19 protein-coding genes, 1 pseudogene and 1 riboswitch are annotated in these 21,150 nt (G+C 66.9%); of the genes and pseudogenes, 7 read left to right on the top strand and 13 right to left on the bottom strand.

Going from position 1 to position 21,150, the window contains the following annotated elements:
* The 10 genes and pseudogenes from ACCC97_RS23820 to ribD form a co-directional block, all read right to left on the bottom strand.
* A pseudogene (locus tag ACCC97_RS23820) lies at window positions 1-256 on the bottom strand (protein TolA); the annotation flags it as partial.
* Window positions 257-259: 3 nt separating this feature from the next.
* On the bottom strand, window positions 260-697 hold the full coding sequence (locus tag ACCC97_RS23815; RefSeq protein ID WP_007837968.1) for an ExbD/TolR family protein: 438 nt from the start codon (window positions 695-697) through the stop codon (window positions 260-262).
* Window positions 698-712: 15 nt separating this feature from the next.
* Window positions 713-1,432, bottom strand: coding sequence for a protein TolQ (gene tolQ, locus ACCC97_RS23810; RefSeq protein WP_007837969.1), 720 nt, complete (start codon window positions 1,430-1,432; stop codon window positions 713-715).
* A complete protein-coding gene (gene ybgC, locus ACCC97_RS23805; RefSeq protein ID WP_007837970.1) occupies window positions 1,429-1,887 on the bottom strand; it encodes a tol-pal system-associated acyl-CoA thioesterase in 459 nt (152 codons plus the stop codon). The genes tolQ and ybgC overlap by 4 nt, the downstream gene beginning before the upstream one ends.
* On the bottom strand, window positions 1,884-3,080 hold the full coding sequence (locus tag ACCC97_RS23800; protein ID WP_413335415.1) for a pyridoxal phosphate-dependent aminotransferase: 1,197 nt from the start codon (window positions 3,078-3,080) through the stop codon (window positions 1,884-1,886). Before ACCC97_RS23800 ends, ybgC begins: the two co-directional genes overlap by 4 nt.
* Before the next feature lie 88 nt (window positions 3,081-3,168).
* Window positions 3,169-3,714: a transcription antitermination factor NusB gene (gene nusB / locus ACCC97_RS23795; protein WP_007837974.1), complete on the bottom strand. Its 546-nt coding sequence runs from the start codon at window positions 3,712-3,714 to the stop codon at window positions 3,169-3,171.
* Window positions 3,711-4,172 carry a 6,7-dimethyl-8-ribityllumazine synthase gene (ribH, locus tag ACCC97_RS23790; RefSeq protein WP_007837976.1) on the bottom strand — a complete coding sequence of 154 codons (462 nt, stop codon included), beginning with the start codon at window positions 4,170-4,172 and terminating at the stop codon, window positions 3,711-3,713. Before ribH ends, nusB begins: the two co-directional genes overlap by 4 nt.
* A 6-nt stretch (window positions 4,173-4,178) precedes the next feature.
* Window positions 4,179-5,333: a bifunctional 3,4-dihydroxy-2-butanone-4-phosphate synthase/GTP cyclohydrolase II gene (gene ribBA, locus ACCC97_RS23785; protein WP_413335413.1), complete on the bottom strand. Its 1,155-nt coding sequence runs from the start codon at window positions 5,331-5,333 to the stop codon at window positions 4,179-4,181.
* Window positions 5,330-5,992 carry a riboflavin synthase gene (locus tag ACCC97_RS23780; protein ID WP_007837979.1) on the bottom strand — a complete coding sequence of 221 codons (663 nt, stop codon included), beginning with the start codon at window positions 5,990-5,992 and terminating at the stop codon, window positions 5,330-5,332. Before ACCC97_RS23780 ends, ribBA begins: the two co-directional genes overlap by 4 nt.
* A 55-nt stretch (window positions 5,993-6,047) precedes the next feature.
* Window positions 6,048-7,163, bottom strand: coding sequence for a bifunctional diaminohydroxyphosphoribosylaminopyrimidine deaminase/5-amino-6-(5-phosphoribosylamino)uracil reductase RibD (ribD, locus tag ACCC97_RS23775; protein WP_413335411.1), 1,116 nt, complete (start codon window positions 7,161-7,163; stop codon window positions 6,048-6,050).
* A gap of 192 nt (window positions 7,164-7,355) precedes the next feature.
* Between ribD and ACCC97_RS23770 the strand changes: the two genes are divergently transcribed.
* The 6 genes from ACCC97_RS23770 (at window position 7,356) to ACCC97_RS23745 (ending at window position 13,894) form a co-directional block, all read left to right on the top strand.
* Window positions 7,356-7,883 (top strand): GspH/FimT family pseudopilin, encoded by a 528-nt coding sequence (locus tag ACCC97_RS23770; protein ID WP_413335409.1) that lies wholly within the window; start codon window positions 7,356-7,358, stop codon window positions 7,881-7,883.
* Window positions 7,877-8,428, top strand: a complete 552-nt coding sequence (gene pilV / locus ACCC97_RS23765; RefSeq protein ID WP_413335407.1) for a type IV pilus modification protein PilV — start codon at window positions 7,877-7,879, stop codon at window positions 8,426-8,428. Before ACCC97_RS23770 ends, pilV begins: the two co-directional genes overlap by 7 nt.
* Window positions 8,425-9,237 (top strand): PilW family protein, encoded by an 813-nt coding sequence (locus ACCC97_RS23760; RefSeq protein WP_413335406.1) that lies wholly within the window; start codon window positions 8,425-8,427, stop codon window positions 9,235-9,237. Before pilV ends, ACCC97_RS23760 begins: the two co-directional genes overlap by 4 nt.
* Before the next feature lie 128 nt (window positions 9,238-9,365).
* Window positions 9,366-9,998, top strand: coding sequence for a PilX N-terminal domain-containing pilus assembly protein (locus ACCC97_RS23755; protein WP_413335417.1), 633 nt, complete (start codon window positions 9,366-9,368; stop codon window positions 9,996-9,998).
* A gap of 21 nt (window positions 9,999-10,019) precedes the next feature.
* The gene (locus ACCC97_RS23750; RefSeq protein ID WP_413335404.1) at window positions 10,020-13,409 is read left to right on the top strand and encodes a pilus assembly protein; all 3,390 of its coding nucleotides are present in this window, start codon (window positions 10,020-10,022) and stop codon (window positions 13,407-13,409) included.
* A gap of 20 nt (window positions 13,410-13,429) precedes the next feature.
* Window positions 13,430-13,894, top strand: coding sequence for a type IV pilin protein (locus ACCC97_RS23745; protein WP_413335402.1), 465 nt, complete (start codon window positions 13,430-13,432; stop codon window positions 13,892-13,894).
* 24 nt (window positions 13,895-13,918) lie between these two features.
* On the opposite strand, the gene nrdR is transcribed toward ACCC97_RS23745, so the two are convergent.
* From nrdR to ACCC97_RS23730, 3 genes are all read right to left on the bottom strand, one after another.
* Window positions 13,919-14,362, bottom strand: a complete 444-nt coding sequence (nrdR, locus tag ACCC97_RS23740; RefSeq protein WP_007836918.1) for a transcriptional regulator NrdR — start codon at window positions 14,360-14,362, stop codon at window positions 13,919-13,921.
* A gap of 21 nt (window positions 14,363-14,383) precedes the next feature.
* The gene (glyA, locus tag ACCC97_RS23735; RefSeq protein WP_007836917.1) at window positions 14,384-15,628 is read right to left on the bottom strand and encodes a serine hydroxymethyltransferase; all 1,245 of its coding nucleotides are present in this window, start codon (window positions 15,626-15,628) and stop codon (window positions 14,384-14,386) included.
* Between the two features lie 41 nt (window positions 15,629-15,669).
* A riboswitch (ZMP/ZTP riboswitch) is annotated at window positions 15,670-15,793 on the bottom strand.
* A gap of 28 nt (window positions 15,794-15,821) precedes the next feature.
* Window positions 15,822-16,658 (bottom strand): lytic transglycosylase domain-containing protein, encoded by an 837-nt coding sequence (locus ACCC97_RS23730; protein WP_007836916.1) that lies wholly within the window; start codon window positions 16,656-16,658, stop codon window positions 15,822-15,824.
* Between the two features lie 599 nt (window positions 16,659-17,257).
* On the opposite strand from ACCC97_RS23730, the gene ACCC97_RS23725 reads away from it, so the two are divergent.
* Window positions 17,258-21,073 (top strand): DUF748 domain-containing protein, encoded by a 3,816-nt coding sequence (locus ACCC97_RS23725; RefSeq protein ID WP_413335400.1) that lies wholly within the window; start codon window positions 17,258-17,260, stop codon window positions 21,071-21,073.
* The last annotated feature ends 77 nt before the right edge of the window (window positions 21,074-21,150 follow it).

Raw genomic sequence — 21,150 nt, 5'->3', positions numbered from 1 at the left:
GTGCGGGGGCCGGCGGCGGCGGCGCGGGAACCGGTGCGGGCGCCGGTGGTGCCTGCAGGCGGGGTGCGGCCTGCTGAACCGTGGACGACCACAGCTCTGCATCGACCGCGCCTTCGTCGGCATCGCTGCGCCAGCGCACGCCCCAGGTGAGCGCCGCGATCAGCAGCGCATGCGCGATGAGCGCCAGCACGACGGCGCGCGGCGTGCCGCGCTGCGGCGGCGGCGCGAACTCGGGGCGATCCAGTGCGAGCGACATGCCTTATTTGCCGCCCGTGGTCGTGACCGACAGGCCCACGCGCTCGACGCCGCTCTTCTTGAGCTGGTTCATCGCCTTCACGACGGTTTCGTATTTCACCGACTTGTCGGCGCTGATGACCACCGGGCGCTGGTCGTCGCCGCCCTGCGCCTGCTTGGCGGCCGAGCCGATTTGGCTCATGGGGATCGAGGTGCCGCCCGTGCCGGTGGACGGGTCCTTCTTGATCTGCACCTCGTCCTCACTCTTGATGACGATCTCGATGGGCTTGTCGGGCTGCTTGTTGGCGCGGTCGACCGAAGGCAGGTTGATCACGCTCGGCGTGATGAGCGGGGCGGTGACCATGAAGATGATCAGCAGAACCAGCATCACGTCGATGAACGGGACCATGTTGATCTCGTTGATCGTCCGGCGGCCGCGGCCCCGGGATGAAACGGCAGGCATGCGTTGCGCCTCCGCTCAGCGGTTGGCCGGAGCCACCGACGATGCCGCGCCCGCGTTCGGGTTGGCCGACAGGTTGCGCTGCAGGATGTTGGAGAACTCCTCGATGTAGGTCTCGAGGGCGATGGCGATCTTGTCGATCTCGCGGGCGAAGCGGTTGTAGCCGACCACCGCCGGAATGGCGGCGAACAGGCCGATGGCGGTGGCCACCAGCGCCTCGGCGATGCCGGGGGCCACGGTGGCCAGCGTCACCTGGGCGAGGGCCGCGAGGCCGGTGAAGGCATGCATGATCCCCCAGACCGTGCCGAACAGGCCGACGTACGGCGACACCGAACCCACGGTGGCCAGGAACGAGAGGTTCTGCTCGGCCGCGTCGAGCTCGCGCTGGAAGCTCGCGCGCATGGCGCGGCGGGCGCCGTCGAGCAGCGTGGCGGCGTCGCTCACGTGGCGTTCGCGCAGCTTCTGGTACTCGCGCATGCCGGAGGCGAAGATGCGCTCCATCGGGCCGGCGAACTTGGCGTTCTGCGCGGCCGAGGCGAACAGCTCGTTCAGGCTGGTGCCTGACCAGAACTCGCGCTCGAAGTCGTCGTTGAGGGCGCGCATGCGCCGCAGCGCGAAGTACTTGCGGATGATCGCGGCCCAGCTGGCGATCGAGACGATCACCAGCAGCAGCACGACCAGTTGAACCACGAAGCTCGCATGGAGCAGGAGATTGATGATGGAGAGGTCTTGGTTCATGGCTTGAAAGGTTGTGTCATGGAGCCGCTGTAGCGCTCGAGGGTTCCCGTCACTTGCTTCGGAATGCGTGCGGGACGCAACGTGGCGGCGTCCACCCAGCCGATGCGGATCGTGCCTTCGCACAGCAGGACAGGCGCCGAGGCATCTGTTCGCTCTTGCTCTGTTTTTGATAGCACGCGCTGGCCGATTATCAACGACGCCGTGCCCAATTGTTGAAGATCGGCTGTAACGAGCAGTTCGTCGTCCAGCCGCGAGGGGCGATGGTATTTGAGCTGCGTTTCGCTCACCACGAACTGGCCGCCGGTTTCCTCGCGCAGCTTGTGCTGCTCGACGCCCAGGGAGCGCAGCCACTCGGTGCGGCCGCGTTCCATGAACTTCAGGTAGTTGGCGTAGAACACGATGCCGCCGGCATCGGTGTCTTCCCAGTAGACGCGGATCGGGAACGCGTAGCTCATTGGGCCCGGTTCTCTGCCATCGCCCGCAGGCGCTCGATGGATTCCTGCAGGTGCGCCATCGAGCTGGCTGTGGAGAAGCGCACGAACTTCGCTGTCTGCGCCGTGCCGAAGTCGCGGCCGGGCGTGACAGCGACGTGGGCGCGCTTCATGGTTTCGAAGGCGAAGTCCCAGCTGCCGGAGATGCCGAGCTTCTCGGCGAAGCCGGTGCAGTCGGCCCAGGCGTAGAAGGCGCCGTCGGGCACCACGGGCACGTTCAGGCCCAGCGCGTTCAGCTGCGGGATGAACCAGTCGCGGCGCGCCTTGAATTCGGCGCGGCGGCGTTCGTACTCTGCGATGCTCTCGGCCTCGAAGCAGGCGAGCGCCGCGTACTGCGACACAGTGCTGGCGCAGATGAAGAGGTTCTGCGCGAGCCGCTCGACCACCGGCACCAGCGCCTCGGGCACCACCAGCCAGCCGAGCCGCCAGCCGGTCATGTTGAAGTACTTGCTGAAGCTGTTGATGCTGATGACGTTGTCATCGATGGCCAGTGCGGTTTGCCCGAATGCGTCGTCGTACGAGAGGCCGAGGTAGATCTCGTCGATCAGCGTGATGCCGCCGCGCTGCGACACCGCCTCGTGGATGCGGCGCAGCTCGGCGGGCGCGATGGAGGTGCCGGTCGGGTTGGAGGGCGACGCCAGCAGCACGCCGCGCGTCCTGTCGGTCCAGGCGGCCTCGACCTTGGCGGCCGTCAGCTGGAAGCGCTCTTCGGCCGTGGTCGGCACCAGCACGGCCTTGCCGTCCGCCGCGCTCACGAAGTGGCGGTTGCACGGATAGCTCGGGTCGGGCATGAGAATTTCGTCGCCCGACTCGATCAGCGCGAGGCAGGCCAGCTGCAGCGCGGCCGAGGCGCCGGCCGTGATGACGATGCGCCGGGCCGGCACGTCGACGTTGAAGCGCTGCTTGTACCAACCGCTGATGCGTTCGCGCAGATGGTCGAGGCCGGTGGCCTGCGTGTACTGTGTGGCGCCGGCGCGCACGGCGCGGGCTGCGGCTTCCTGCACCAGCGGCGGGGCGGTGAAGTCGGGTTCGCCGATGTTCAGGAAGATCATCGGCCGGTCGGTATGGGCCACTTCGCGGGCCAGCGCACCGGCCGCCTTCGCCACCTCCATCACGTAGAAGGGCTCGATGCGCTGTGCGCGCGTCGAAATTCTCATTGCACCCCCAGGCTGCGGCGCTGCGCGTCTTCGCCTCCCCCCTCGCAAGCGAGGGGGCGAGCGCCTTCGGTCGGCCGGGCGGCGCTCCTCATGCCTTGGCTTTCCCCGAAGCGCGGTCGGCTTCCACTTCGAGCGGACGCAGCTGCGGCGCCAGGCCGTTCAGCACGGCGTTCACGTACTTGTGGCCGTCGGTGCCGCCGAATTCCTTGGCGAGTTCGATGCACTCGTTGAGCACCACGCGCCATGGCACGTCGGGGCAGTTCTGGAACTCGTACACGCCGATCCACATCACGGCGTGCTCGATGGGCGAAATCTCTTCGAACTTGCGATCCAGCAACGGGCGGATCAGCGCGTCGAGCTGCTCGGCGCCTTCGATCGAGCCGTGCAGCAGCGCGTCGTAGTGCAGCGCATCGGCCTTGTGGAAGCCCGCGAGGTCGCGCGTGAAATGGTCGATGTCGGTCGGGTCGTTGCGGCCCACCAGGTGCTGGTAGAGCGCCTGCAGCGCGAACTCGCGCGCGCGGCTGCGGTTCGACTTGGCCGAAGCCTTGCGCGCGCCCGTGCTGGTGAGGCCGACGCGCGACTGGCGCGGCTTGGCGCCAGCGGGCTTGAGGGGCTTGGAGGTGTCTTCGGTCATGAAAGGGTGGCCAGCAGTTGCGCCATCTCGACGGCGACCTGGGCTGCGTCGCGGCCCTTGTCGGTTTGCCGCGCGATGGCCTGCTCGAGGTTTTCGGTGGTGAGGATCGCGTTGGCGATGGGCAGGCGGTAGTCGAGCGCGACGCGGCTCACGCTCGCGCCCGATTCGTTGGCCACGAGTTCGAAGTGATAGGTCTCGCCGCGGATGATGCAGCCCAGCGCAATGAGCGCGTGGTAGCCGCCGCGTTCGGCGAGCGCCTGCAGCGCCACGGGCACTTCGAGCGCGCCGGGAACCTGCAGGTGATGGATGTCGCTGGCAGCCACACCCAGTGCCTCGAGCTCCGAGAGGCAGGCCGAGGCCAGCGCGTCGGTGATGTCGGCGTTGAAGCGCGCCTGCACGATGCCGATGCGCAGTCCCTTTCCGTTGAGCGTCGTCTCGCCCTTGTTTGAACCTTGCATGGTCGTTCAGTCTTTCGTGAGGTAGCCGGCAATTTCGAGGCCGTAGCCTGCTGCCATGCTCGGCATGCGGCGCGGCGTGCCCAGCAGGTTCATCTTGTGCACGCCGCATTCGCGCAAGATTTGCGCGCCGATGCCGTAGCTGCGCAGGTCCATGCGGCCGCGCTCGGGGGCTTGCGCGGGGCGCGCGGTGCCGTCGAACTGCGCAAGCAATTCACCGGCGGTTTCGCCGCAGTTCAGCAGTACGGCCACGCCCTTGCCCTCGGCCGCGATGTGCGAGAGGCTGGCGTCCAGGCTCCACGAGTGCATCGGGCGGTTGATTTCGAGCGCGTCGAGCACCGAGAGCGGCTCGTGCACGCGAACCGACACCGTGTCTTCCGGCGCCCACTTGCCGCGCACCAGCGCGAGGTGCACGCCGCGGCTGGGCTTGTCGATGAAGGCATGGGCGGTGAAGGCACCCCAGTTGGTCTGGATCTCGCGGCAGCCGACCTTCTCGACCAGCGATTCGACGCGGCTGCGGTGCTCGATCAGCGCGGCGATGGTGCCGATCTTGATGTCGTGCTCGGCCGCGAAGATCTGCAGGTCGGGCAGGCGGGCCATCGTGCCGTCTTCGTTCATCACTTCGCAGATCACCGAGGCGGGCGAGCAGCCGGCCATGGCGGCCAGGTCGCAGCCGGCTTCGGTATGGCCGGCGCGCATCAGTACGCCGCCGTCCACCGCCTGCAGCGGGAAGATGTGGCCCGGTTGCACCAGGTCGGCGGCCATGGCGTTGGGCGCCACGGCGGCCTGCACGGTGCGGGCGCGATCGGCGGCAGAGATGCCGGTGGTCACGCCTTCGGCCGCCTCGATGGAAACTGTGAACGCGGTCGAGTGCTTGGCGCCGTTGCGCTGGACCATCGGCGGCAGCTGCAGCCGCTCGCACATTTCGCGCGAGAGCGTGAGGCAGATCAGGCCGCGCGCATGGCGCGCCATGAAGTTGATGGCTTCGGGCGTGATGTGGTCGGCCGCGATGACGATGTCGCCTTCGTTCTCGCGGTCTTCCTCGTCGACCAGGATCACCATGCGGCCGGCGGCGAGCTCGGCCACGATCTCCTCGACCGGGGAGATGGGGGCAGGAGCGCGCGCGGCGCGGGGGGCGCCGATCGGCGTGACGGAGGCATTCATTCGGCTGTGTCCTTGGAATACGTGGAGGGCGGCACCAGCACGCCGGCCTGGAGCATGCGCTCCACGTAGCGCGCCACGGTATCGATTTCGAGATTGACCTTCGAGCCGGCCTGCAGGCTGCCGAGCGAGGTGTTTTCGACGGTGTGCGGGATCAGGTTGATGCTGACCTCGGCGCCTTCGGCGATGTCTTTCACGCTGTTGACCGTGAGGCTCACGCCGTTGATGGTGATCGAGCCCTTGTACGCCAGGAAGCGGGCCAGCGCCTGCGGCGCAACGATGCGCAGCTCCCAGCTCTCGCCGACGGGCTCGAAGTAGCTCACGCGGCCGATGCCGTCCACGTGGCCCGAGACGATGTGCCCGCCGAGGCGGTCGCTGGCGCGCAGCGCCTTCTCGAGGTTGATGCGGCTGCCTTCGTCGGTCAGGCCCGCGGTCTTGTCGAGGGACTCGGCTGAAATGTCGATGGTGAACTGCTGTCGCTCGGGGGCGAGCGTGGTGACGGTCATGCAGGCGCCGTTGAGCGCGATGCTGTCGCCGAGGCCGACGTCATCGAGGTAGCCGTCGGGCGCCGCGATGCTGAGTCTTTTGCCGTAGGAGGAGGAGGTGCCGAGGTCGTGAATGGCGGCGATGCGCCCCACGCCGGTGATGATTCCGGTGAACATCCGCGCATTTTCGCAGACATCCTGGGTCCGGCCGTCGGACGCTCGCATTCGCCCGCTAGAAAGCATCCCTTCCGGCCACCCGGGCCACGATCCGGAGGTCCGGCCCGATCCGCTCGAAGGTCCGGAATTCGAGCGGTAGCGCACCTGCCAGGTCGGCCAGCGGGCCGCCCGTGTGAATGCCGGACGCCATGCCGAGGCCATCGCCGATGAGTTTCGGCGCCAGATACACCAGCAGTTCGTCGACCAGGCCTTCGCGCAGCAGCGAACCATTGAGTTTGTGGCCGGCCTCGACGTGGAGCTCGTTGACCTCACGCCGGGCGAGATCCCGCAGCATCGCCGCCAGATCGACCTTGCCCTGCGCATTGGGCAGAAAGGTGATGGTGGCGCCGCGCGCTTCCAGGGCGGCGGCCTTCGAGCCGTCCTGCGCCGCGGCGTAGATCCAGACAGCGCGGCCGGGCAAGAAGAGCTTTGCGTCGGGCGGGGTCTGCAATTGGCTGTCGATCACCACCACGTGCGGCTGGCGCGTGGTTTCAACGAGGCGCACGTCGAGCCGGGGATCGTCTTCCAGCACCGTGCCCACGCCCGTCAGTACCGCGCTGGCCCGCGCACGCCATGCATGGCCGTCGGCGCGCGCCGGCTCGGACGTGATCCATTGGCTCACGCCGTTGTGCAGGCCGGTCTTGCCGTCCAGCGAGGCTGCGGCCTTGAGCCGCACCCAGGGTGTCTTGCGGACCATGCGGCTGAAAAAGCCGATGTTGAGCTCCCGCGCTTCAGCTGCGCCGGGCCCCACCTCGACCTCGACGCCAGCGGCGCGCAGCCGCTCGAAGCCCTGGCCAGCGACCAGCGGGTTGGGATCGGCGAGCGATGCAACGACCCGGCCGATGCCCGCCGCGACCAGTGCATCGCAGCACGGGCCGGTGCGGCCGTGATGAGCGCAGGGCTCGAGCGTGACCCAGGCGGTTGCGCCCGCGACCGAATGGCCCCGTGCCGCGGCATCGCTCAGCGCCATGACCTCGGCATGCGAGCCGCCGACCCGCTGGGTGTAGCCCTGGCCGATCACCCCGCCATTCGCGTCCACCAGCACGCAGCCGACGCGCGGATTGGGATCGGTTTCCGGGCCGGCCTGGCGCGCGAGGTCCAGCGCATGGGCCATGAAATTCGCATTTGTCATTTTTGTTAATTCAAATTAATTGGGGAATCAATTTAAAACAATTGAGTCCGCCGATCCGTTGATCTGTTTGTTTTGACCGTCTGTCGATCAATAGGCGATCAATAAGAATTCGACAATAGAATTTCCAAAAATTGCAGTCAGGGAGAAACGTCCGCGGCCCCAGCCAAATGGCGAGGCAGCGGACGGTACAACATGAAAAACGGATTCTGCACGTCCGTGCAGGCACACCTGCGCCGACGCGGAACGCCACGCGGCTTCACGCTGGTCGAAATGATGGTCGTCATCGTATTGACGGCCATCCTGCTGGCACTGGCCCTGCCCAGCTTCAACAGCCTGATCGAGAAGTATCGCGTCGAGGGCATGGCTTCGGCGTTGATGGCGAGCGTGAGTCACGCGCGCTCGGAGGCGGTGCGTCGCGGACAGGTCGTGACCATCCGGCAGCGCGCGGAGTGCACCGGCGCAGACTGGAGCTGCGGTTGGGAAACGGTGGTCGGCAGTGGCACCGGGTTTGAGATCGTTCGGCGGCAAGACCCCGACGCGCGCGTTGCGGTCGAGAAAAGTGCCCTCGGATCCATGGCCTTCGACCCCATGGGCCATTTTTCGAGCGTCGCCCGTGTCGACTTCCGTCCCGTGGGAAGCACGGGTTCATCCAACGACATTGCCGTGTGCATCTCGCTCGGCTGGCGGATTCGGCTGGTGAAGGGGGGCGGGACATGCTGAGCGTTTCGATTCGCGCGCCGCGCAAGCTGCGCCGAAGGCAGGCAGGCTTCTCGATGATCGAGGCCCTGGTGGCCGTTCTCGTGCTCTCGTTCGGCCTGCTTGCACTGGCCGGCTTCCAGCTGCGCGTGCTCTCCGACAGCGTGGGCGCGAACAACCAGAACATCGCCGTGCAGTTGGCCGGCGACATGGCCGATCGCATTCGCGCGAACCCGGTGGCGGGCGCCGTGTCCAGCAGTCCTTATGTCGCCGATTGGTCGGCGGCGAGCGCCAGCCAACCTGACCCATCCTGCGCGGGGGCCACGGCCAGCTGCACGGCCCCCCAGCTGGCGGCCCACGATCTGTGGAACTGGAAGCGCAGGGTGGCGGGTGCGCTGCCGGGCGGGGCGGCGAACGTGCAGAGCAGGAAGGCCGCGGGGGGCTTGCTGTTCGTGCACATTGCCTGGGACGAGCCCGCCGCCGTCAACCCGATCGCACCGGATTCGGCCTGGAGCTGCCCGACCGGCAAGGCCTGCCAGGAAGCCATCGTCGCGGTGCCCCAGCCATGAACAACAAGACCTTCGCTCATCGCCTGCAGCAGGCCGGCTTCACATTGGTCGAAATCCTCGTCGCGCTGATCATCGGCATGCTGGTGGTGCTCGCCGCCATGGCCAGCATGCTCGGGACGCGCAGCACCGCCAAGACAGGCGACGACGTCAACGTGCTGCACCAATCGTCGGCGCTGGCGTTCAGGCTGCTGGGCCAGCAGATCCGGCAGGCTGGCTACTTCCCGATCGATGCCACGGGGTCGCGGTACTACTTCAATGTCGATGCGGACGTCGACACCAAGCTCGCGAGCGAGCCCTCCTTCTTCGCGGTCAAGGGGCAGGAGGCGGCCGTCGGTTCGGTGAACGACACGCTGAAGGTCGGCTATGCACCGAACCCCGATTACTTCAAGGACTGCCTCGGGCAGCAAGCCAAGGGTTCGACGGGTGCAGCGTACAAGCCCGCCAATCCGGCGGACGCCGGAAACGTGCGCTTGATCACTAGTGAGTTCTCGGTGGTGAACGGTACCTTGCGCTGCGAGGGCAGTGGCAACGGCAACAAGCCGCAGCCGATCATCGACGGCGTCGAGCGCTTCGACGTCATGTACGGCATCGGCGATGTGGGAGGTGAACGGCTGGTGCGCTACGTGACGGCCGCGAACGTGGGGAGCTTCGATCAGGTCCGCTCGGTGCGCGTGTGTCTGCAGCTCGCGGGCACTTCAACGAGCAACCCGGGCGGCAGCTACGTCGATTGCGATGGTTCGTTGCGAGCCAGCAGCGACGGCAGGCTGCGCCGCGCTTACACGGCGGTGTTCGCACTGCGGAATCTATGACTACCCCCAGTCTTTGCGCACTTCGTGTCGCTTCGCCAACCCCCTGCAGGGGGGCAGCACCAGCGGCCCGGCAAAGCCGGTTCCGCGGTGTTTCTGGCAGATGCTCAGCGCGGCACCGGGGGTTCTCGCTGTTCATCGTGCTCATCATGCTGCTGCTCTCGGCGCTGCTGGCGGTGGGAGGCGCGCGAATGGCCCAACTGCTCGAATCGATGGCGGGCAACCAGCGCGAATACCAGCGCGCCTTCGAGGCCGCCGAAGCCGCGCTGCTGGATGCGGAGCGCGACATCCGGCAACTGGCGTTCGATGCCGCGACCCAGACCTACGTGAAGTGCTCCGCGCTCGCAGTGTCGCCCTGCCGCAAGGCCGCGGACGGTCGCGTCTTCCCAGACCGGGACACGGGCTGGGTGACCGCCTACGTGGGAAGGGGCGCCAACAGCTGCGAACGGGGCATCTGCTATTTCGCCGGGGCCGATTCCGTGAATGCCGCTTCAGGCAGCGAGGCCTATCAGTTCTGGGCCCGTTCCGCGTATGTGGACCAGCACGCCGCCTATGGGCGATTCACGGGCGCACCGGATGCCGGCAGCCCGGCACTGACCAGCGCCAGGTACTGGATCGAGGTGATCGACCGACCGCGCGGCGGCGAGCCGCTGTACCGGATCACTGCGGTTTCCACCGGCGCGCGCACTGCGAGCACGGCCGGCGGCACGCGGGTTGTCTTGCAGGAGTCTTTCGACCCGGATGCGGTCAGGAAAGTCAACTGAGCACGGCGAGGGACTATGAACATGAATCTGTTTTCCAGGAACACCGTGCTGTGCGGGCTGATGCTGGCGCAGTCCGCCGGCCACGCCGTGCAATACCCGCTGGCGCAAGAGCCGCGCAACACCGCGATCAAGGAACCGGCGCCCAACGTGATCGTGTCGGTCGACAACTCGGGCAGCATGGCGTGGTCGTCGCAGGCGTCGGACGGAAGCTGGGCACCACCAGCCGGAACGCCCACCCGGATGGAAGCGCTGAAGACCGCGCTCAGGGACAACTTCTCGGCGTCCAACATCCCCAACGACCGGATCCGCCTCTCCTGGCAGGCGATGAACAACAACAAGGACAACAGCTGCGTCGGTTTCTTCGGCGACACCGCGGCTGGCATCTATCGGGCCGGCAATTGCCTCGTCAACGGCCGCGCCAATGCGAATCTGATGCGTTCGCTGGACGACACGCAACGCGCCAATTTCATGACCTGGGTCGATGCCCTGGCCGCGGGTGGCGGAACGCCCTTGCACGCCATGATGACCCGCGCCGGCGAATACATGAAGACGACAGGCCGATTCAGTCCCTATTCGGATGACCCGGGCGTGGAGGGCGCGACGCAGTCGAGCTGCCGCAAGTCCTTCCACATCTTCATGACGGACGGCGACTACAACTTGTTCGGCTTCAACCCGGATCCGGCGGCACTCAGCATGCCGGCCATCGGCAATGCGGATGGAACCAGCCGCGCCTTGCCCGATGCCGTGGCCTATGTGCCACGGGCTCCCTACAAGGACGACGCAGGCGCGGTGAACAGCGGCCTCAACTGGGTGAAGGACGCGAACGGCGGCTGGAGGCCGACGGCGGAATATCGGCCCACACTGGCCGACATGGCCTTTCACTACTGGGCCAGCGACCTGCAGTCCGGCATCTCGGACAACCTCAAGAAGGTCGTTGCCGAGCCTGGCAGCGCGACCGTAGGAACGGCGACAGTCCCCGAGTACTGGAACCCCAAGAACGATCCCGCCACCTGGCAGCACCTGACCACCCACACCATCGGCTTTGGCGCTGCCTCGTCGTGGACGGGTGCGCCGGCCATTACGACGGGCGCGTCGCAGCCCACCTACAGTGGAGACTATGCCAGCTTGGTGGACGGCTCGATGACCTGGTCCGACCCATTGGCGAACACCTTGGCAACCACCTCCACGGCCGACGGCTACAACGGCTTCATGAACTGGAACTCCGGCAGTGCCGTTGGCTACTGGCATGAAAAGACATCCAACGCCGCCGCCGTTCGCATGGACCTCTGGCACGCCGCGCTCAACAGCCGAGGCACCTTCACGCCGGCCTCGAACGCGCAGGCACTCGGCGATGCCTTCAGGTCCATCCTGGCGCAGATCCTGTTCAACACCAGCACCCCGCTGACCTCGATTGCGGCCAGCAGCTCCAGGACCTCGACAGCCACGGCGGCCTACCAGGCCGGCTACGATACGGCCGACTGGTCGGGCAAGTTGACGGCCACGCCGTTCGGCAGCAACGGCAAGCCGGCCGCCACGCCCGCGTGGTCAGCGCGCGAACTGCTCGATGCACGCATGGCCGTGGCGGGCGCGCACGACAGCAATCGCAAGGTGCTGAGCTTCTCCGGCACCACCGCGGCGGCGCCAACCCATGCCGCGACCATCGGTTCCGGCGTGCCGTTCCGATGGGCCAGCCTGAGCGATGCGCAGAAGGCGGCGCTCAAGGGCAGCACCGGCACCGACACCGCGAGCGAAACGCTCGGCCGGGGAGTCCTCGACTTCCTGCGCGGCGATCGCAGGAACGAGGGTACCGGCCTGAACCTGCGCAAGCGTGGCCACGTGCTGGGCGACATCGTGGGCTCCAGCCTCATGTACGCGGGGCAGCCCCGGAGCGGCTTCACCCAGGACGGCTATGCCAAATTCGCTTCGACCATCGCCCGCGCGCCGATGGTCTACGTCGGCGCCAACGACGGCATGCTGCACGCCTTCTTCGCCGGCACCGGCGAAGAAGCGTTCGCCTATGTACCCGAGGGCCTCTACGGCTCGGCGGCGGCGCCCCAACTCAAGAAGCTCAGCGAACCCACCTACTCGCACAGGTACTACGTCGACGGCAGTCCGTTCGTGGCCGACATCTACATGGGTTCGGCCGTCAACGCCACGGCCACCGATACCGAGAAGGCCGCGCTGTGGAAATCCTTCCTCGTGGGCACGCTGGGGGCGGGCGGCAAGGGTTATTTCGTGCTCGACGTCACCAAGCCCGAGAACATCGGCGAGACCAACGCCGCCGACGTGGCCCTGATCGACACGACCGCGCTCGCCGACGACGACCTCGGCCACCAGTTCCAGCAACCCGCGCTCGATTCCTTTTCCAAGCGTGCGCTGCAGGTGGCGTCGCTCAACAACGGCCGCAGGGCCGTGATCCTGGGCAATGGCTACAACAGCACGAGCGAGAAGGCGATGCTGTGGATCCAGTATCTCGACGGCGACAAGTCGGTGCTGAAGATCCCGGCTCCCGCCGCGCAGGCCGCGGGCGCCGGCAATGGGCTCTCGGCGCCGCAGGTGGTGGACCGCAATGGCGACGGCAAGGTCGACTATGTCTACGCCGGCGACCTGCTCGGCAACCTCTGGAAGTTCGACCTGAGCGATGCCGACAGCACCAAGTGGAAGGCCACCATGGGCTCGGCGGCTGCCGCATCGAGCCTGGACGGCGTGCCGTTGTTCGCCGCTGGCGCCACGCAGCCGATCACTGCCGCGCCGCTGGTCGTCGACCATCCGCGCGGCGGCTACATGGTGATGTTCGGCACCGGCCGGTTGTTTGTCTCCGGCGACGAAAGCAGCACCGCCACGCAGTACCTGTACGGCGTCTGGGACCGCGCCAACGGCAGCACGGGCACCGCGGCGCTGACCGACTTGGTGGCACAGACCATCGGCGTCGATACGGTCAAGGAAGGCGATGCCGAATATCGAACCGCTTCGAGCCAAAGCGTGAGCTACAGCGGTGCGAGCGCCAAGCGCGGCTGGTATCTCCAGTTCGGCGCCACCGGGGAGCGCATGGTCTATCCAGGCGATGCGCTGAGCGGCAGCGCAGGCCTGTTCTCGACCACCATTCCCGGCTCCGCCAGCAATTCGCTCGACTGCGCGCCGGGCACCGGTGACGACGGCTGGTCGATGGTGATCGATTTCTTCAGCGGCGCCATCCCCGACGGCATCGCCTACAACGGGTCCACCGGCACGGCAGGCGCCTACCTCGGCTTCCGGAACCGTTCAGGCCGGGACGACCTCGTCCTGCGACCTCAGAAGGCCGATGAAAAAGGCAAGCACGTGATCTGCAATGCAGCCGGCGGCTGCAACGAAGCCTACCTGCCGCAAGCCGTGCGGCGCTTCGGCTGGCGCAACCTGATCTCGTGGAATTGACGGCGCAGCGGACCCCACCCATGAACAAATATCCCGAAGCGCAGACCCACAAAGGCCGGCTCCGCTCGCGCGGCTTCACGCTGGTCGAACTCATGATCGTGACGGCGGTGATTGCCATCCTCGCCGCGATTGCCTACCCGAGCTACGGGCGCCATGTGCTGCGGGCGAAGCGGGCCGATGCCAAGCAGCAACTGCTGCAGGCCGCGCAATGGACCGAGCGCTACCTGACGGCCAACGGTCAATATCCCCCGGCAACCGTTGCGCTGCCGGCCGGGCTCGACCAGGCGCCGTCGTCCGGCACGGCGAACTACGCCATCGGCTATGCCGCGAGAACCGCGACCACCTACACGCTGCAAGCCGTGCCGCACGGCGCATCGACCGCCGACGAGTGCGGAACGCTCACGGTGAACCATCAGGGCGTCAAGCTGGCGGCTGGCCAGACCAGCGCCTCGAATGCGCAGGTACAAGCCTGCTGGAACCGCTGAGGCGGCCGCCGCGCGCGGGGCGCCTCAGATGTCGCGCAGCAACTGCCTGAACTCGTCCACGTCCTCGAAGCTGCGGTACACCGAGGCGAAGCGCACGTAGGCAACCTTGTCGAGCTTCTTGAGTTCGCGCATCACGAGCTCGCCGACCTTGGTCGAGTCGATTTCGCGCAGGCCGCTGGCCAGCAGCTTCTGCTCGATGCGCAGCAGGGCGTTGTCGATCTGCTCGATGCTCACCGGGCGCTTGCGCAGCGCCAGCATCATCGAGGCGCGCACCTTGGTCGAGTCGAAGTCGGCGCGGCTGCCGTCCTTCTTGACCACCACGGGGAAGTTGACGTCGGGCCGCTCGTAGGTGGTGAAGCGCTTGTCGCAGGCGCTGCATTGGCGGCGCCTGCGCACGAAGTCGGCGTCTTCCGAAACGCGGGTCTCGACGACCTGCGTTTCAAGATGACCGCAAAAAGGGCATTTCATGCGGTCAGGTCTTCCGGGTGATCAGCGGTAGACGGGGAAGCGGCTCGTCAGCGCGTGCACCTTGGCGCGCACCGCGTCGATGTTCGCCGCATCGCGCGGGTTCTCGAGCACGTCGGCCACCAGGTTCGCGGTGATGCGGGCCTCTTCGTCCTTGAAGCCGCGCGTGGTCATGGCGGGGGTGCCGATGCGCACGCCGCTGGTGACCATCGGCTTTTCCGGGTCGTTGGGGATCGCGTTCTTGTTGATCGTCATGTGGGCGGCGCCCAGCACGGCTTCGGCTTCCTTGCCGGTGATGCCCTTGGCGCGCAGGTCGACCAGCATGACGTGGCTCTCGGTGCGTCCGCTCACGATGCGCAGGCCGCGCTCGGTAAGGGTGTCGGCCACGATCTGGGCATTCCTGACCACCTGTTGCTGGTAGGCCTTGAACTCGGGCGCCATGGCTTCCTTGAACGCGACGGCCTTGGCGGCGATCACGTGCATCAGCGGGCCACCTTGCAGGCCCGGGAAAATCGCGCTGTTGATGGCTTTCTCGTGCTGAGACTTCATCAAAATGATGCCGCCGCGCGGGCCGCGCAGGCTCTTGTGGGTGGTCGAGGTGACGACGTCGGCGTGCGGCACCGGGTTGGGATACACGCCCGCGGCCACCAGGCCGGCGTAGTGGGCGATGTCGACCATGAAGATCGCGCCGACGTCCTTGGCCACCTTGGCGAAGCGCTCGAAATCGATGCGCAGCGAATAGGCCGAGGCGCCCGCGATGATCAGCTTGGGCATGTGCTCGTGCGCCTTGCGTTCCATCGCGTCGTAGTCGATGGCTTCGTTGGCGTCCAGGCCGTAGCTCACCACGTTGAACCACTTGCCGCTCATGTTCAGCGGCATGCCGTGCGTCAGGTGGCCGCCTTCGGCCAGGCTCATGCCCATGATGGTGTCGCCGGGCTTCAGGAAGGCCAGCATCACGGCTTCGTTGGCCGAGGCGCCGCAATGCGGCTGCACGTTGGCGGCGTCGGCGCCGAAGATCTGCTTGATGCGGTCGATGGCCAGTTGCTCGGCCACGTCGACGTGCTCGCAGCCGCCGTAGTAGCGCTTGCCCGGGTAGCCTTCGGCGTACTTGTTGGTGAGCTGCGAGCCCTGGGCGGCCATGACGGCCGGCGAGGCGTAGTTCTCGCTGGCGATCAGCTCGATGTGGTGTTCCTGGCGCGCGTTTTCCGCTTGGATCGCAGCCCAGATTTCGGGATCGGTCTGTTCGACCAGGATATTGCGTTGGTACATGGCAGTCCTTTGAAGACGAGGTCCTTGTTCTTCAACCAAACAAGGGCTGCCCAGGCGAACGGCTGAACGCCTGTGGTGCAGGCGGTACGCTTCCCAGTGGTGTTCCACGTCAGCGCGTGGCACCTTGTTCGGATGCTGCGCCTATCGCCAGTCGCGTACCGGCCGAGTGTAGCTCACACCCGGCCCGCGAAGCTCAGGAAACGGAGGAGAGCAGGGCGACCTTGGCCGGCTCTCTGCCTTCCTCAGGCTTGGCCGGCACTACCACGGGGATCGGCTGAGCACGCACGCTTGGCGGCGTGGCAGTCGACGGCGAGCGGCCGTTGGCCACCTGCCGCAGGCGCTCGTGCTCGGCCATCACCTTGCTGGCGTAGCCGCCGTCGTCCTCGAGATTGGCCGCGCCCACGTAGTAGCGCAGGCCGCCTTCGAGCGAACCGGCGCGGGTGATGCATTCCTGTAGCACCTTCACGCCGACACGCATGTTGGTCACCGGATCGAAGGCGGTGAGCGTGCCGCCCGCACTTTCGTACTTGTCGCCGTGCACGCGGGTCATGACCTGCATCAGGCCTTGCGCGCCGACCTGGCTCTGGGCGAACGGATTGAAGCTGGACTCGACGGCCATGATCGCGAGGATCAGAGTCGGATCGATCTTGGTGCGCTTGCCGATGCCGTAGGCCTCGGCCACGAGCACGCTCAACGGCTCGGCGGCCACGCGGTACTTTTTGCTCAGCCAGTAAGCCACGGCGGCCTGCTGCTTGGGCAGGTCGGCGGGGCTCGCGGCCGTTGTGCGCTCGATGGCGGTCGGCTCCAGGTCGGTGGCTTCAGGCGCGGGCTTGCGCGACTGCAGCCAGCCCATCAGTTGCTCCTCGCCGGTCTGGCGCAGGTCGGGCCGCGCCACGAGGGCGAGGGCCGCGAACACGATGGCGAGGCCGACCAGTGCAAACCCGTTGTGGGTGATTTCAAAAAAGCCGTCTGCCACGTCGGACACGAAGGTCCGTAGCCCGCGGGCTGTGGCATGGAACGCCTTGTTCATCGCTCTTCCTTTCTGTGCGGCACCTGCTCGCAGCGCCTGGGAAGGCGATGGATGAAAGGCAACGGCGCTTGGATTGGTACGAATCAGGCTCCGCGCATGGAGTGAAGGGGGTTGAGGGCGCGGCGACCTGATCAAGCCGGGGGAATTCGGCAGCGGATTCAGGGAGGCTCTGCTGCATCGGGCAGTCAGAGCAGGGCGGATTCTAGCGTGGCTAAATACCCGGTCAAGCATAAGAAATTGTTTCTTTATGCTAATAAGCGGTTAAAAAATCGACTGGCAAGAGGTGTTTAGGTTTACGGGAAACCCCTTGGCAAAACGCGTTTGCAATCCGAGGGTGTGACGCCTAATCTGGACGGGCCTGAGTTTTCAGGTGTTTTCCGAGGTCCGGCAGCCCGAGGTGCAAGTCAAGGGCTCAGCGGCCGAGGATCCATGGTGGCAATCTCTTGCTGCCAGCACGGCAGGAACCATTGACTTCCGGTCGCGCGAATCGATGGCATGGGTTTTGGGCCCGCCATCAAGCCCGGCAACAAGACAATTCCGTCGCGTTGCCGGGCTTTCTTGCTTCTGGATTGGCCATCCGTTTGCGGCACACTCCCTTGATGGACTTTGCTTCGATCAAACAAAACAAATGGGCGCGGCGTGGGGTCGTCGCGGTGCTGGTTCTGCTGGCCTTCTGGGCCATCGCCTGGCTGGCAGTGCCGCCGATTGCCAAAAGCCAGCTCCAGAAGATCGCGAGCGAGAAGCTCGGGCGCCAGGTAACAGTAGGAAAGATCGATTTCAAACCCTGGACGCTCGAACTCACGCTGAGCGATCTGCGCATTGCCACCGCCGACGGCAGCAAGCCGCAGGTGGCCATCAACCGCATCTACGCCGATGCCGAACTGCAGTCGCTCCTGCGCCTTGCGCCGGTGATCGACGCAGTCACGATCGACGGCCCAGCCGTCCTGCTCACGCACCTGACCGACGGCAAATACGACATCGACGACGTCCTGGCCAAGCTCTCGGCCGGCCCGCCGCGCGATCCGAACGCCAAGCCCGCGCGCTTTGCCATCTACAACATCGCGATCAATGGCGGCTCGGTCGATTTCGACGACCAGACGGTCAAGCGCAAGCACGAACTGCGCGACTTCGTGCTCAAGGTGCCGTTCCTGAGCAACCTCGATTCCAAGCGCGACATCAACACCGAGCCCAAGCTGGCCTTCGCGCTCAATGGTGGAAAGTTCGACTCGGCCGCCTTCACCACGCCCTTCGCCGACAACCGCAAGACCGACGCCCATGTGCAGTTCAAGGGGCTCGACCTGGTGCCGTACCTCGGCTACATCCCCGGCGGCCTGCCGGTGCGCCTGCAGGCGGGCAGCCTCGACGCCGACCTGAAGATCGGCTTCGAACAAGCGGAGACCACCGGCCTGAGGATCACCGGCACGGTCGAGGCGCACACCGCCAAGGTGGCCGATGCGCGCGGCCGCGACCTGCTGGCCTTCGACTCGCTCAAGCTGGCGCTGGCCGACGTGCGCCCGCTGGAATCGGTGTTCCACCTGAGCGAAGTCGCGCTGGTCAAACCGCAACTGGCGGTGGCGCGCGACGCGGCCGGCAAGCTCAATCTGCTGGCCACCGATCCATCCACTGGCGCGGCCGAGAAGGCGGCGCCGCTGCCGGCCGCTACGGCGAGTGCTCCGGCCGGCAAGGCGGTGCCAAAGCCGGCCTTGAAAGTGCAGGTCGACAAGCTGGCGCTGGACGGCGGGCGCATCGGCTGGCGCGATGAAACGACCAATCCGGCCGCGGCCGTCGACCTGATCGACCTGGGCATCGACGTCACGGGCGTCACCTGGCCGATGGAAAAGCCGGCCGCATTCAACGGCAGCACGGCCATCGCCGGCGCCTCGCTCAAGTTCAAGGGCACCGCCACCGACAAGGTGGCGGACGTGCAGACCGAGGTCGACGCGCTGCCGCTGTCGCTGGCCGCACCCTATCTGGCACAAAGCCTGGAGCCCACGCTGGACGGCAAGCTCAGCGGGCAGATCGACGTCGCCTGGGCCCAGCCCGACCTGAAGTTCAAGGCGCGCCGCCTGTCCGCCGACGGTCTCGCGCTGACCCAGGCCAAGACCGCGCTGGCGAGCGTCGGCCGCTTCGAGCTGGTCGATGCCGAGGCCGACATGACGAAGCACACATTGAACGTGGCCTCGTTCACCGCGACCAACCCCAAGGTGCGCGTCGAGCGCGACAGCGAAAAGCGCTGGATGTTCGAACGCTGGCTCAAGACGCCGGCCGGCGGCGGCGCCAAGGAGGCCGAAGCCAAGGTCGCCGCGCCCAAGCCCGCAGGCGCAGAGACGCCGAAACCGGGCGCCAACACCAAGCCCTGGGCGCTGACCATCGGCACGCTGGCGATCGACAACGGTGCGCTTTCCTATGCGGACAAGGCCGGCGCCACCCCGGTGGCCGTGGAAGTCACTGCCTTCAAGCTTCAGGCCCAGAAGATCGCGCCCGAAACCAGCACGGCGTCGCCGCTGGAAGTCTCGGGCCGCATCGGCTCCGGTCGCTCCGAGCCGGGCCGCTTCGACTACAAGGGCAACGTGGTGCTCAAGCCGCTCGCGGCCGAGGGCCGGCTCGAGGTGGCGTCGTTCCCCGCGCATACCTTCAAGGCCTACTACGCGGACGCGCTCAACGTCGATATCCGGCGCGCCTTCGCGAGCTACCGCGGCACGGTGCGCTATGCCACGTCGCCGGCGGGCATGAGCCTGAAGCTGGCGGGCGACACCGCGCTCGACGACTTCCGCGCCAACAGTGTCTCCCTCACGCAGTCGCCCGGTTTCGATCGCAACACCAACCAGTTGCTGAGCTGGAAGACCTTGAGCCTGCGCGGCCTGCAGGTCAGCATGGCGCCCAACGCCCCGCCGAACGTGGACGTGCGCGAAACCACGCTGACCGACTTCTTCGCCCGCGTGATCGTCGACCCGACCGGCCGGCTCAACCTGTCGAGCCTGACCAAAAAGGGCGAGGCCGAGGCGAACGCGGCTGCGGCGGCGGCCGGCGAGGCCAGTACCCGCAAGGGCCCGGGCGGAACCTCCACCACCAGGGCCCGGGCACCCGTGCAGAAACCCGCGGGGGGCGCGCCGGTGTCGGCCGAGGAGATGGTCGGCGGGGCACCTCCATCCGCCAAGCCGGTGGCGACCGCAGCGGGGCCCGCTCCGGCGGCCGATGCGGGCCCCGCACCCATCATCAACTTCGGCCCGATGAGCCTGGTCAACGGCAAGATCGACTTCACCGACCTGTTCGTCAAGCCCAACTACTCGGCCGACCTCAGCGAGCTGACAGGCAAGCTCAGTTCGTTCTCGTCGAACCCGCCCAAGGGCGAGGGCGGCCGCCCCGCGCTGGCCGACCTGGAACTGCGCGGCAAGGCGCAGCAGACCGCGGCGCTGGAAATCACCGGCAAGCTCAATCCGCTGGCCAAGCCGCTCGAACTCGACATCACCGCCAAGATGCGCGACCTCGATCTCGCTCCGCTGTCGCCGTACTCGGTGCGCTACGCCGGCCACGGCATCGAGCGCGGCAAGATGAGCATGGACGTCAACTACAAGGTCGCGCCGGACGGGCAGCTGACGGCCACCAACAAGCTGGTGCTCAACCAGCTGCAGTTCGGCGACGAAGTCGCAGGCTCCACCAGCAGCCTGCCGGTCAAGCTGGCCGTGGCGCTGCTGGCCGACCGCAACGGCGTGATCGACGTCGACCTGCCACTCAGCGGGTCGCTCAACGATCCGCAGTTCAGCGTCGGCCCGTTGATCTGGAAGGCCGTGGTCAACCTGATCGCCAAGGCCGCGACGGCACCGTTCCGCCTGCTTACAGGCGGCCTCGGCGGCGGCAGCGACGAATCGAGCGCCATTACTTTCGAGCCCGGCAGTTCGGAACTCGGCGCCACCGCCAAGGAGGGCCTCGACAAGGTCGCCAAGGCGCTGACCGACCGGCCCACGCTGCAGATGACGGTGGTCGGCACCTCCAGCCTCGAGAAGGAGCGCGACGCCTACCAGCGCCAGCGCGTGCGCCAGCTCGCCTACGCCGAGAAGCGCCGGGTCGCAGTGCGCGGCGGGGAGACCGGCACCGAGGTGCCGCCCGTCACCGATGCCGAATACCCCGGGCTGCTGACCGCCGTGTACAAGCGCGCCGACATCACCAAGCCGCGCAACCTCGTCGGCCTGGCGAAAGACCTTCCGGTTCCGGACATGGAGAAGCTGCTGTTCGCCAGCGTGCCGGTCGACGAAGAGTCGATGCGCCAGCTCGCGGTCGAACGCGGCGCGGCCGTGCGCGACTACCTGCTCGCGAAGAAGCTGCCGAGCGAGCGTCTGTTCCTGGGCGCCGTGCGCACCAGTGCCAGCGGCGGCGACTGGAAGCCGGGCGCCGAGCTCAGCCTGACCATGAGGTGAGGCGCGGCGATCCGCCCGCGGGACTTGGTTTTTTTCTTCAGCTTGCTATATATGTAGTTCATTCGCCTCCCGCCCAC

Source organism: Variovorax sp. Varisp85, assembly GCF_047304045.1.
GTDB lineage: Bacteria > Pseudomonadota > Gammaproteobacteria > Burkholderiales > Burkholderiaceae_C > Variovorax.
This window is presented reverse-complemented; position numbering and strand designations above follow the sequence as displayed.